11 protein-coding genes are annotated in these 13,052 nt (G+C 61.4%); all 11 read left to right on the top strand.

All coding sequences use genetic code 11. From position 1 onward, the window contains the following. The first annotated feature begins 3 nt into the window (after window positions 1-3). Entirely contained in the window at window positions 4-1,593 is a 1,590-nt protein-coding gene (locus tag BK670_RS04525; protein WP_123448780.1) for a GumC family protein, read from the top strand. After that, on the top strand, window positions 1,590-2,681 hold the full coding sequence (locus tag BK670_RS04520; protein ID WP_123448779.1) for a glycosyltransferase family 4 protein: 1,092 nt from the start codon (window positions 1,590-1,592) through the stop codon (window positions 2,679-2,681). Before BK670_RS04525 ends, BK670_RS04520 begins: the two co-directional genes overlap by 4 nt. Continuing rightward, a complete protein-coding gene (locus tag BK670_RS04515; RefSeq protein WP_123448778.1) occupies window positions 2,678-4,045 on the top strand; it encodes an O-antigen ligase family protein in 1,368 nt (455 codons plus the stop codon). Before BK670_RS04520 ends, BK670_RS04515 begins: the two co-directional genes overlap by 4 nt. Further along, window positions 4,042-5,010: a glycosyltransferase family 2 protein gene (locus BK670_RS04510; RefSeq protein WP_123448777.1), complete on the top strand. Its 969-nt coding sequence runs from the start codon at window positions 4,042-4,044 to the stop codon at window positions 5,008-5,010. The genes BK670_RS04515 and BK670_RS04510 overlap by 4 nt, the downstream gene beginning before the upstream one ends. Further along, window positions 5,003-6,139 (top strand): glycosyltransferase, encoded by a 1,137-nt coding sequence (locus BK670_RS04505; RefSeq protein WP_123448776.1) that lies wholly within the window; start codon window positions 5,003-5,005, stop codon window positions 6,137-6,139. Before BK670_RS04510 ends, BK670_RS04505 begins: the two co-directional genes overlap by 8 nt. 13 nt (window positions 6,140-6,152) lie before the next feature. Further along, entirely contained in the window at window positions 6,153-7,154 is a 1,002-nt protein-coding gene (locus BK670_RS04500) for a polysaccharide deacetylase family protein (protein WP_123448775.1), read from the top strand. Beyond that, on the top strand, window positions 7,151-8,458 hold the full coding sequence (locus BK670_RS04495; RefSeq protein WP_123448774.1) for an oligosaccharide flippase family protein: 1,308 nt from the start codon (window positions 7,151-7,153) through the stop codon (window positions 8,456-8,458). Before BK670_RS04500 ends, BK670_RS04495 begins: the two co-directional genes overlap by 4 nt. Further along, window positions 8,455-10,374: a hypothetical protein gene (locus BK670_RS04490; RefSeq protein WP_123448773.1), complete on the top strand. Its 1,920-nt coding sequence runs from the start codon at window positions 8,455-8,457 to the stop codon at window positions 10,372-10,374. The genes BK670_RS04495 and BK670_RS04490 overlap by 4 nt, the downstream gene beginning before the upstream one ends. 68 nt (window positions 10,375-10,442) lie before the next feature. Beyond that, the gene (locus BK670_RS04485; protein ID WP_123448772.1) at window positions 10,443-11,132 is read left to right on the top strand and encodes a GNAT family N-acetyltransferase; all 690 of its coding nucleotides are present in this window, start codon (window positions 10,443-10,445) and stop codon (window positions 11,130-11,132) included. Window positions 11,133-11,136: 4 nt separating this feature from the next. Next, the gene (locus BK670_RS04480) at window positions 11,137-12,327 is read left to right on the top strand and encodes a GNAT family N-acetyltransferase (RefSeq protein ID WP_123448771.1); all 1,191 of its coding nucleotides are present in this window, start codon (window positions 11,137-11,139) and stop codon (window positions 12,325-12,327) included. Further along, entirely contained in the window at window positions 12,324-13,016 is a 693-nt protein-coding gene (locus BK670_RS04475; protein ID WP_123448770.1) for a GNAT family N-acetyltransferase, read from the top strand. The genes BK670_RS04480 and BK670_RS04475 overlap by 4 nt, the downstream gene beginning before the upstream one ends. The last annotated feature ends 36 nt before the right edge of the window (window positions 13,017-13,052 follow it).

The raw sequence follows: 13,052 nt of genomic DNA, 5'->3' as shown, positions 1-13,052 counted from the left end.
GACATGAACCCAAAAGAAAATTACCTGCACGAGTTCTTCAGGATTTTCTTCGCCAACAAGCAACTGGTGAAGCGCATCTTCCTGATCTTTGCAGTGATCGCGCTGTTGCTGCCGCTGATGCTCAAACAGAGCTTCGATATCACCGCGCAGGTGATCGTGCAGTCGAAAAAACTGTCTCAGGGCGATGCGACCACCTCGCTGACCCAGGACAACGCCACCTTCATTCCGCCATCGCTGGCGGACATGGAAACCGAAAGCAACATCCTGCGTTCGCCGGCGCTGATTCGTCAGACCATCAGCGAACTGCGCGACCAGGGACAGTACAACCCGCCGCCGGGGATGCTCAGCAAACTGGCCGAACCGTTCAAGCGTTACGTCAGCACGCCGCTGCGCGAATATGTGATCAATCCGCTGCGTGATGCACTGGGCATGGAAACCGATCCGGTGCGCGACACAGCACTGGATGGCTTGACCCAGGAGGCCATCGACAATCTGAAGATCGAAACCCTGCCGGGTTCCAATGTCATCTCGATCGTCTACAGCTTCCCTGATCCTGCCCAGGGCACGACGTTCGTTGCCACGCTGCTGCGAAACTATCTGGTCGATCGTCAGGCGTTGCAATCGATCGAGCTGCCGCACTCGTTCTACGAGACCAAGAAGCATCAATATCAGGTCCGCCTCGATGGTCTGGAAGGCGAGCGGCTGAGCCTGCTGGAAAGCGTCGGTTCGTCCGATCCGAAAGAGGAAATCACCTTTCGCCTCAACGCGATCAACACCGAAGAGCAGGCACTCAACCTGTATCGCGATCGCTTGCTGCAAAGCCAGCGCTGGCTCGATTACCTGAAAACCAGCCTGGCCACCGCCAATACCAACAAGCTTAACGACTACACCTTCCCGTTCACCTTCACCACTACGGTGGACAACATCGCGTTCGAGGATCGTGAGATCCGGCAGATGGGCGAGGCGCTGACCACTCAGGTCAGCCGCTATATGAACGACCTCGCGATATTTCAGCCCAGTAGCGAACCGATGTTGCTGGCCCGCGAGCAAATTGCCCGCACACGCCAGCAGTTCCTCAAAGTGGTCAACAACCGCATCCAGGAACGCACGATCGACCTGTCGGTGGTCAGCCAGGTCATCGAGCAGAAAACCGCGCGCATTGCCGAGTTCAAGAATCGCATCCATCAATTGCAGCAAACCCAAAGCAAGCTGCGCCAGATGGACACCGAAATCGGCGCATTGCACGCAGCGTTTTCAACCTATGCGCAACGCTTTGCCGAAAGCAGCACGACACGCGCGCTGGATAACGACTTGTCCAATGCCCGGGTCTTGAGTCCGCCGTATGAACCGACCGAGGCGGCGTTTCCCAAGCCGATGTTGATCATTCCGTTCGGCCTGTTCACCGGTCTGCTGCTGGCCATTGCCTTCGTCTATGTGCGTGAGTTCTTCGATCACCGCTTCAAGCATCCAGCGCAAATCAGCCACGAACTGGGCCTGCCGGTGCTGTTGGTGCTCAACGAAGAAACGTCGCAGCCCGGCAATCCGCACAAGAACTGGACCGTGCCCAGCCTGGTTCACTGGGTGCGCAATTGAACGCGGCGTCCACCCCGTGCGTCGCCCTGCCGATCATTCATTTGCTCAGCAGCGGCGGCTTCTACGGCGCCGAGCGGATGTTGCTGGATCATTGCCTGGCGACGCCGGGGCAGCATCAGGTGCTGTTCCTCGACGCCCCACCAGAGCTGATCGAGCGCTTTCGCGAGGCCGGGGTGGACGCTCGCGGCTGTGCCGGGCTCGGCGGACTGCTGTGGCACTTGCATCAGCACCGTGGTGACAACCCGTTGCTCAACACGCACAACTTCAAAGGGCTAGTGTTCGGCTGGTTCGGCGCCACTCTGTTGCGCTTGCCGCTGGTGATCACTCAGCACGGTTTCACCCCGCGCAGTCGCAAGCAGAAGCTCTACACCTGGCTAAGCCTGCAGTTGTGTCGTACGGCCTCGGTGAAACGGGTGGTCTGCGTAGCGCAAAGCATCGCTGCGCTGCACCGTCAGGCCGGCGTCCGTGCTGAGAAGTTGCAAGTGATTCCCAACGGTTTGCCAGCGGCACCAGCGATGCCGCCGGCGCTGGAACGACAACGCTGGCTGGTCGGTTACGTCGGTCGGTTGAGCAGCGAGAAAGGCCCGGATCTGTTTCTCGATGCACTGATTGCTCTGTGTCACCAGCATCCGCAACTGGACGCCGTGATGCTCGGTGACGGTCCGGAGCGTGAGGCCTTGCAGGCGCGTATCGACGCTGCCGGTTTACAAGGGCGGATTCGCTTGCCGGGCTATCAGACGGCGATGCAAGGCTGGTGGCAGCAACTCGATGCGCTGGTGATCAGCTCGCGCACCGAGGGTACGCCGATGATTCTGCTCGAAGCGATGCAGGCCGGTGTGCCAGTGGTGGCGTTCGCGGTCGGTGGCATTCCCGATGTCTTGCAGGATCGCCACAACGGCCTGCTCGCCGCACCGACCGATACCATCGCCCTCGCCCGTCAGCTCGATACGTTGCTGGCCGAACCGAAACTGGCCGCGCAACTACGTGAGAACGCCAGACGCACACAACAGGAACGCTACGACCTCAAGGCTTTGGCCGAACGCTGGTCGCAGCTGTACATCCACACGGCACGGGAGGCACGCGCATGATTTTCCCGCTCTCGATCGTCAGCCTGCTGGCACTGGTCTGCATGGCTTTGCTGGTCAGTCCTTATCCGTATCTGGCGCCGGGGGCAGTGTTGGGGCTGCTGGGTTTCACGGTGCTGTACCGCAAACCGTCCTGGGGCCTGCTGGGCATTGCCGCGCTGGTGCCGTTTGAAGGATTCTTCAAGGACAGCGCGTTTTCCGGGAGCAAATTCCTCGGTGCTTCGCTGGCGCTGATCCTGGCGTTGCAACTGGCCTTGCATCAGATTCCGTCGCAGCGCCTGCGCAGCAATCTGTGGCGCTACCTGATCGGCTTCATGGCGCTGTATCTGCTGAGCCTGCTCGCCACCGACAACATGGGCATGTCACAGAGTCATCTGCGTGAACTGAGCGTGGGCCTGATTCTGTTCGTGATCACCTTGTTGATCGGCCGCGAGCTGAACCTTGATCTGTTCGCCCGGCTGGTCACGCTCAGCGTCAGCACGACCTGCGCGATGGCGATGTTTTCCAGCCGATTCCAAGACAAGGGCCGCGCCGCCGGCCTGCTCGAAGACCCGAATGCCTTTGCTCTGCTGATCGCCTTCGCCGTGCCGCTGGGCCTGCTGCTGGTGATTCGTAGCCCGAATCTGCTGCAGCGTTTGTTCTGGGCGGGCTGCTGCCTTTTGCTGCTCGGCGGCATGACCAAAACGGAGTCGCGCTCAGGCCTGGTGGTACTGGCCTTGAGTCTGGCGATCGGGATCTGGCATTACCGCCAGCACCTCACCCACATCCGTCCCCGGCATTTCGGATTCGCCATGCTCGGCGCCGCCATCGTGTTGCCATTGGCGATTTATGCGATGCCTGCCGGTTACCTGGCGCGCATCCAGTCGCTGAGTATCTTGAGCGCCGGGGCCAAGGCTCAGGATGAATCCCTCGGCCGTCGCGCCTCCTACATTGTCGTCGGCAGCCAGATCATCCGCGAGCATCCGCTGCTCGGCTCCGGTCCCGGGACCTTCCCGTTGCACTACGCAACCACCGGTTATGCCAAGGCGTTCTCGGCCAACCGCAAGATCGGCGACCTGTATCGCCGGGCGCATAACACTTATCTGGAGATTTTCAGCGAATTGGGGATTCCCGCCGGGCTGCTATTCGTCGGCATGCTCGCGCAGGGTTTCTACAACCTGATCCGCGCACGACGCGCATGGCTGCAACGGCGCGAGTGGCAGCAAGCAGACCTGATGACCCATCTTGGAATGAGTTTTCTGTCGTTGACGTTGTTCCTGATGTTTCTCAGCGCGCCGAACCTGAAATACCTGTGGATCATGCTTGCGCTGACCTGGGTGCTGCGCCTGAAAGCCGAGCAAGCACCGTTGCCGGAGGCCAGGGCATGAGCCGGATCAGCATCGTCATTCCGATGTACAACGAGGCACGGCACATCGGCCGCACGCTCCTGGCCGCTCGCAAAGCCGCGAACGCCGCCGACATCGACTGTGAACTGATCGTCGTCGACAACGGTTCCACAGATGACGGGCCGCAGATCGCCCGCGCATTCGGCGCACAGGTTCTGGTGCTGCCCGGTCTGCTGATCGGCGCCTTGCGCAATCGTGGCGCAGCGGTTGCCAGTGGTGAATGGCTGGCGTTCATTGATGCCGATATCGAAATGCCCGAAGACTGGCTGAACCCGTTGTTCGCCCTGGCTGCGAGCGCTCAGGGCGACGTCTTCGGCCTGGACCTGCACACCCCTGCCGCCGCGCCATGGTACGCCGCCGCGTGGCAGCGCCGCTCTTTGCGACCGTCGAGCCGCGCTGTTCGCACCGTGCAATGGCTGCCCAGTGCGAACCTGCTGATGCGCAGGCAGTGGTTCGAAAACGTCGGCGCTTTCAACGAAACCCTGCGCACCGGTGAGGACAAGGAGTACACCCTGCGTCTGGGCAGGCACGGCGCTCGCTTGCTGTCGGTCAATACCAGCGTCGCCCTGCATTGGGGCTATGAAATGAGCTGGCGCGAATGGATCGGCAAGGAGCTGTGGCGTCAGGGCAGCCACCTGCAATTACTGCGCGCCCACGGCATGAGCCTGCGTCTGCTGCGTTTTCCGTTGCTGTCATTGCTGGTGTGGTTGCTCGATGCTCTGGCGGTCTTTGCGTTGCTCGCGGGCTATGCGCAGCAAGCGCTGATGCTGCTGTTGCTGAGCCTGCTGCCGAGTCTGTTGCTCAGCGTGCGGCAAAGCATTCGCCACCATAACGTCAACCTGACCTTGCAACTCTGGGGCCTGCACTGGGTGCGCCTGCACCTGGCCAGCGCGGCATTGATTCTCGGTCTGTGTCATTGGAACGCCAGGAGGCCCGCCCGTGGCTGAATTCATTTTTTGCCTGTGCCTTCTGCTGCCGGCCTACGCCTACATTGGCTATCCGCTGCTGCTGACTTTGCTGGCGCCGCTGTTCCCGGCCTGGCGGCACGCGCCGGCACCGCCGCTGAACGTCAGCATCGTCATCGCCGCGCACAACGAGGCGCGGCACATCGAGCACAAGTTGCGCACACTGCTGGCCCAGGATTACCAACCGGCGACGCTGCAAATCATTCTCGCCAGTGACGGTTCGAGCGATGACACCGTGGCCTGCGCGCACAAAGTGATCGATCCGCGCATCACCGTTCTCGACCTGCCGCGCCAAGGCAAAGCCGCCACGCTGAATGCCGGCGTCGCCGTGAGCAGCGGCGACATTCTGGTGTTCACCGACGCCGACAACCAATGGTCGCGCGACACCCTCGGCCACTTGCTCGCGCCGTTGAGCGATCCGCAGGTCGGTGCCTGCGCCGGGCACATGGTGATCCCGGTCACCGGTGGCGGCCTGAGCATCGGCGACAGCCTCTATCGGCATTACGAAGGCTGGTTGCGCCGGGTCGAGAATCGCACCGGCTGCATGGTCTCCGCCGACGGCGCCCTGCTCGCCTTGCGCCGCGAGCTGTTCCAGAACGTGCCGGCCGAGGTCAACGACGATTTCTTCATCAGTACCTGCGCGCCGGTCGCGCGCAAACGCATCGTCTACGTACCCCAGGCGCAAGTGATCGACCAGGGCGTCGACGAAGCGGGCAAGCAATGGCGCCGCCGCCAGCGCGTCACGGTCGGTGGCCTGCAAAGCCTGGCGCAACGCAGCGAACTGCTGAATCCATTCAAGTACGGCCTGTATTCCATTGCCTTGATCAGCCACAAACTGATCCGCCGCCTTGCACCGATTCTCTTGCTGCCGCTGCTGCTGAGTAATTTCTGGCTGTGGAACGAGCACGGTTTCTATCGCCTGACCCTGATCGCGCAATTGATCGGCTACGTGGTTGCCATCGCCGGCCTGCTGGATTCGCAACACCGTTTGCCCAAACCGTTCCGCTTCGCGGCGTTCCTGCTGGTGACGCTGGCAGGCATGAGCGTCGGCCTGTGGCAGTTCCTGCGCGGGCAACGCTACGCACAGTGGAATCCTGACCAGAATCGTTGAGAGGACTCACGCCATGGCGATCAAACAACTGCTAAAACGCACCAGCGGCTGGCTCTATCTCAACTCGTCAGTGGGGCGCAACCAGTTGCACGGGGCCGGAGTCATTCTGATGCTCCACCGGGTGCTGGCCAACGACCGCGCCGCCAGCCTGCCGCACCGCAATGAACTGTGCGTCGGCCCACAGGCTTTCGAACACCTGCTGGTGTGGTTGCGCAAGCATTTCGATTGCGTGCCGCTGATGGAGTTGCTGCAGCCCAGCGCCCTGCGCACCGAGCGCCCCCGCGTGACGCTGACTTTCGACGACGGCTGGCGTGACAACGCGGTCAACGCCTATCCGCTGTTGCAAAAACATCAGGTGCCGGCGAGCATTTTTCTCTCCACGGATTTCATCGGCAGCCGGCAACGCTTCTGGTGGGAAAGCGTGGGCGAAACGCTGTGGGGCAGCCATGGCGAAAAAGCTCGTATGCACCTGATCGAGCACCTGCGTATCACCGGTCATCCGCTGCCGGTGCTGCTCGACGATATCGATGTTGACCGGCGCAGCCTGGCGCTGCTGCATTACCTTCAAGGCTTGAAGCGTCTTGAACCGCAGGCACTTGAACGCCTGACCGCTGAGTGTCCGCCGGAATCCTTGCCGCAAGCCCTCGACTGGCATCAGGTGCGCGCCATGGAAGCGTCCGGGCTGGTGCGTTTCGGCCCGCACGGCGCCAGTCACGCGATCCTCACCGGACTCGATGAAGTGCGTCTGCGCGAAGAGATCAGCCGCAGCCGCGATGCCTTGCACAACGGCTGCAATAGGCCACTGCCGGTGTATTGCTACCCCAACGGCGACAACGATGAACAGGTGCGCGAGCAGGTCGCCAATCACGACTATCCGTTTGCCCTTGGCACGGCCAGTGGACTCTATCGCGGCGTCGGCGATCCTTTGAACCTGCCGCGCTTCGGTGTCAGCCAACGCACCGCGCGCAATCCAGAGCTGCTGTCGCTACGGATCTTTCGAGGGGCACGGCCATGAGTCGCGGTAGCTACCTCAAGCACCTGGCGCTGAGCATGGGCACCAAACTGGCAATGATTGCCTTGCGCCTGCTGCGCAATGTGTTGCTGGCGCGGATTCTCGGCCCCAGTGAACGCGGTTTGTTTGCCCTGCTCAGCACTTTGCCGGACTTGATCAGCGCCGCCACCAGTGGCGGGCTGAATTCGGCAGTCGGTTATCAAGCGGCCAAGCAGCGGCCGATGGGCTTGTTGCTCGCGCAGGTGTTGGTGTTCGGCTGCCTTCTGGCCGGACTGCTGACCTTGCTGGTGGTCACGCTGGCGCGAGAGTTTGGCAGCGAACTCGATGTCACGATGCAACTGGGTCTGCTGGCGTGGCTGTTGCTGCTGGCGGTGCCGTTGACAGTCCTTAAAAGCGGCTTGCTGACCTTGCACAACGCGTCGGGCGGCGTGGTCGCCTTCAATGTTCTGCGTCTGATCGAATCCCTGGCGCCGCTGCTGCTGTTTATTGCGCTGTTCTGGATGTGGAAAGAGGCAGCCCTCGAAGCTGCGCTGATCAGTTGGCTGGCCGGCATCAGCCTGGTGGTGCTGGTGGGCTGGATGTGGCTCAAACGCGCACAGCCGCTGCAACTGCAATGGGACCGTGCGAGCCAGAACGAGCTGCTGCGATTCAGTGCGCGCAGCCATCCGGATCTGCTGTTTCAACAGATCATTCTGCGCTCCGACTACTTGTTTATCGGCGCCCTGCTGGGCAGTACCGCGCTCGGCCACTACGCCATGGCCAGCGCCGCCGCCGAATTGTTGCTGATCGTTCCGGAAGCGGTCACCACACCGCTGATGAAGCGACTGCTGCAACAGGACAAAGGCATGGACAAGGTCACGCCGCTGGCGCTGCGCCTGACCGCCACGGTGATGCTCGGCGCCTGCCTGACCATGGCAGTGATCGGCGAATGGTTGATCGTCACCTTGTTCGGCGCGGCGTATCAACCGGCGTATCCGGCGCTGCTCGCGTTGCTGCCCGGCCTGCTGGGCCTGTGCTATGCGAGCATTCTGCGCCTGGATCTGATTGGCAAGGATCGCCCCGGCACGGTGTCGTTGCTGATGGGCATCGGCGCTCTGCTCAACCTGGCGCTGAATTTGCTGTTGATTCCTGCCTTCGGCATTGTCGGTGCAGCGGCGGCTTCATCAATCGCCTATCTGGCGGTGACGGTGGCGATGCTGGTGCTTTATTGCCGCTTGAGCCACGTGCCGTTCTGGCAAACCTTGATCATCCTGCCCAGCGACATCAGCCCGATGTGGTTGATGCTGCAACGTCGGAAGGCAGCATGAAACGCCTGGCGCTGCTGCTCGGTCTCGGCCTGTCGCTGGACGCCTACGCGGCGTCGATGCGCTGGGGCGATATCCGCGACGGCAGTTTGTATCTGCAGGCCGATCGCGCGGACACCGTGACCGTCAGCTGGGTGCCGGCGTGGCAGGCAGAGGCTAACGAAGAGCATCTGTACCTGCTCGACGGTCAGGGCAAGCTGCAGGGCGAACGGCTGATCAAGGCCAATGAAACCCGTGGTAGCCAGAGCTGGCCGCTGGCACCTGGCGCTGCAAGTTATCAACTGGAGATTCCCGGCTACAGTTTCCGCGGTTACCGGATCGAACATGACGAAAAAACCGTGGCACTGTTTGCCCCGGCCAAGGTGCATTTCAGCGCGGAAGTCCGTAACGGCACTGAGCTGTATTTCAGAGTCGCACCCGGCGAACACGCGGTGCTGGCCGGCAAGTTCCATGGCGGCGTCAGCGGTTTGCAGGCACAGCGGGTCGGCGATGAGCAAATGCTGACGCTGGCACTGAAACCCTATCGTGCCTATTGGCAGTTCGATCAGGTCGCGCTGCCCGTCAGCGAACAACCGCAGGTCTGGCGCCTGCGTCTGCAAGGCAGGGGCAAAGCAGCATTCTGGCTCGATGGCACGGCCAATCTGTTTGCGCAGAATCCGCAGCAGCTCAAACCCTTGCAGTCAGAACCGGGGCAGACGCACCTGACCCTGCACGACAAAATTCTCGGACGCACCCCGGATCTGGGAATCGCACTGCCTTACCTCGTACCGCCGCCAGCCAGTCACGCCGTACTCGATGCCTTGAAACCCACCGCTGCGAGCTACTACAGCTTCGTTGACGTCACCGCGAAGAATCCGCATTTCGAAGACGCGTTCCGTCAGCTTTATCAAAATCGCTTCGGCATTCGCCAGGACATCACCCTGCTCGCCGGTACCGGGCGTCAGGCCGATCTGCGCGCCGATGCACAAAGCAACAGCGGCCTCGACGCCTGGCTCGCCGGCACCCGCGCCCTGGGTGGCAAAGGCACGCATTACATCGGTTTCGCCGACGAACCTAATCTCAACTATTCAAGCTACGAACAATACCTTGCGATCTTCAGCAGCATGGCGCGGCAGGTGCGCAGCGACCCAGCCAACGCCAAGGCAGGCGTGCGCATCGCAATGCCGGCCAGCTCGCGGCTGGTCAACGGGCCGTTCACCGAAAACGCAGCGGACAAGCGCGGCATCGATTGGGCGCGGCGTCTACTCAGTGAATCCGCCGATCAAGTCGATGCATTGGCCTGGCATGAATGGATGATTCGCGACTTGCTGGCGACCCGTGTCTACCGCGACAGCGTGCGCCGTGCAGCAGACCTGGTGGGGCTGGACGCTAAAGGTCAGCCACGCAAAGCGTTGCTGCTGGATCAGACCAATCTGTCCAGTGGCTCAGCCCTGAGCCCCTACGATCAGGAAACCCATTACACCGCGCTGTGGTGGGCCTCGGTGGTGATCAACGCCTCTCAGGATGGGCTGCTGAGCATGCTCAACTGGTTTCAGGCAGCCGATGAACCGCCCTACGGCAAGGGCATGGTGCGCATACATGACGATGGTCGCTTCGAGCTGAAACCGGTGGGCCTTGCCCAGCAGTTCATCGCCCGGCATTGGCTGCCGCAAGTGCTGCAACTGGATAACGACGCTTTTGAGGTGGATGTCCTGGCGATGGCCGGCGACGAGCAGCGTGCACTGCTCGGGGTGAACAAAGGCACACGCCTGCAACGGGTTGATCTGAGCGGTGCCAAGTGCCCGCTGAATCAAAGCGCCTTGCGTTTCTTCGGCGCTGACAACCGCAGCCGCGACATACCGTTCGCCTGCGAAAACGGGCGTGTGCGTTTCGAATTGCCGGGGCAAACCCTGTTTGCCCTGAACTGGAGCGCATCATGAACCGCCCTTCGATGTACTGCCCCGCGAGCTTCTTGCTGTGCGTGGGACTCTCATCAGGAGAAGAGACCATGGAAGTTTTACAAAAACTCAGCGGACATATCCGTCGTAAAGGCCTGCGAGCGACCTTGGCGAAGATCCGCAAAATGTACATTTTTGCCCATCAGGAACTGCTGTGGATGGAGCGCGATCTGGTCAGCCCCGTGCCGCCGCACAACCTCAAGCCCTACCCGCCGCTGCGCGTAATGGAGATCACCGCAGACAACGCCAGCGCCTTCACCCGTTACTTCGGCGACCGTGTCGGCGTCATGGCCGAGCTGGCCAGTGAAGGTCACACCGGGCATATGCATGTCGACGAGCAAGGCGATGCCGTGGCGTTTATCTGGGGCACGTCGCGCGACTATTTCGATCGGCATTACTACGGTTGCCGGTTCCCGGTGAAACCCGGCGAGTTCTTCGAGTTCGGTGGCGAAATGACCCGTGCCTATTGGGGCAGCGAATTGTCAGTCGATGTGCAAGTGCGCCTGTGGAAAGCCATGGCCGTGAAAGGCTGCAGCCAAGTGGTCGATGTCTGTGACGCCAGCAACACCCCGGCGCTGAAGCTGCACCTGCGCATGGGCTATACCGAACAACAGCGGATCATGAATATCTACACGCTGTTCGGCCGCTGGCGCTTCTATCGCGAAACCCGCTACAGCGGTTCGCGCCTGGCGGCGCTGGGTAAAACTTCCCGTCCACCTGTCACAGCAACGGCGGCCTGAACCCATGGTGATGCGATTCGAATGGCGCACGTCCCTGTGCGCTGCCGACTTTCCGGCAACCGCCTACGAGGCACTGCGCCTGCATGTGGCCGACCACACGCCGTTCAACAACCTTGGCTGGTTGTGCGCGGCAGAGCAGGCCCTGGGCGAGGGTCAGCGCCTGCACATTCTGCTCGGCTGGGAAGCAGAGCAATTGCGTCTGTGCCTGCCACTGGTGGTTAGTCGCGAAGGCTTCGCTGGTGTGCCGTTTCGCGTTTTGCATCACTTGGGTTATCCGCTGGCCGATCGCCTGGCCCTGCTGTCGTTGCTCGGCCGCGAAGACATGCACAAGGCGCTGGTGCTGATCCGTAAGCATCTGCCCCATGCGCTGCTGCAACTCAACGAACTGTCGGAACCTGCCGGTGAAGAAAGTGCGCTCAGCGAATGGACGGCGCGCAGCTCCACGGCTGAACGACGCCTGAGTTGCAGGGTGCCGGTGCATCTGATCAGCGACACCGATCATCAGGAGATCTCCGGCGACCCGCGCTACAAGCTGCGTCGGGCGCGCAAAAGGATTGCCGCATGCGGTGCGCAAGTGCGGCGAATCACCCCCGATGCGCTGTCGATGCCTACGATTTTAGAAGCGCTGCAGGAAGTCGAGTCGGTCAGTTGGAAAGGTGACGAGGGCGTCGGGATTTTCGCCACCGAACGCAGTCGTCAGTGGATGCAAAGCGCTTTCACCGCCCTCGCCGCTCAAGGCCTGGTGCGGGTCGTGACGCTGGAGCTGAACGGCCGCTGCATCAGCTATCGCCTCGGCCTCCTCGAGCAGGGTCGCCTCTACGATTACAACCTGGCGTTTTTGCCGCAATACGCCGACCTCGGTAGCGGCCGGGTGTTGCTGGAGGAATGGATTCGCTGGGGGCTGGATGAGCACTGGCGCTGGATCGATGCGTCGCGGGTCAGCCTGGAAAACTCCAGCCATCAACTGCACGAACGCATGACCGGGCAACTGGAACACTGGCGCTGGAGTTTTTACTCGTGGCGCCCGAGCGGTTTGCTGCTGGGCCTGGGGCTACGCCTTTGGCACCACGTCAAACCGGCCCTGCAAAAATGGCGCGCACCGCGTGCCGGCAACTCGACAGCGGCGAACACATCCGAAACTCAACCGGCAACACCATCCAACACACCTGGGCTAGCGCCTCGGAGGGCATCATGAGCGTCATCGAAAGTCTGCTTCTGCGCATCAAACAAAAAGGCCTGCGCCGCACCCTTGGCGCGCTGTGGAAACGTTACGTCTTCGCTCACCGTGAATTGCTGTGGATGGAGCGCGACCTGGTCACGCCGATTGCCCCGAACAAACTGCGCCCCTGTGAAGGTTTGCGCAGAGTCGACATCACCGAGGACAACGCCAAAGCATTCGGCAAGTACTTTGGTGACCGCGTGCAGACCATGGCCGAATTGGCCGCTGAAGGGCATACGGGGCATATGCACCTGGACCAGGACGGTCACACCGTAGGGTTCGTCTGGGCCAGCACTCGCGACTATTACGACCGCCACTTCTACCGCTGCACGTTCCCGGTCAAGCCCGGTGAATACTTTCAGTTCGGTGCCGAAATTACCCGCCAATATTTCGGCAGTAGCTTGACCGTCGATGCACAGACCGCACTGTGGCAAGTCATGGCTGCCCGAGGCTTTAAAAAAGTGGTGGATATCTGCGACAACGCCAACGTACAGGCCCTGAAGATGCATATTCGCTTGGGCTATCAGGAACAAGGGCATATCACGCATGTTTACGACCTGTTCGGACACTGGCGTTTCTTCCGCGAATCGAACTACAGCAACTCGAGACTGGAGGCGCTGCGCAAGCCGGAAAGACCGGTAGTGACGGCAGCGGCGCAGGCTTGATTCTCATTTGAAATGTTGTGGCGGTCATGAGGCCGC

Source organism: Pseudomonas fluorescens (assembly GCF_003732425.1).
GTDB classification, from domain to species: domain Bacteria; phylum Pseudomonadota; class Gammaproteobacteria; order Pseudomonadales; family Pseudomonadaceae; genus Aquipseudomonas; species Aquipseudomonas fluorescens_BE.
Note: the sequence above shows the minus strand (reverse complement) of the source record. Positions and strands in the feature narration are given on the sequence as shown.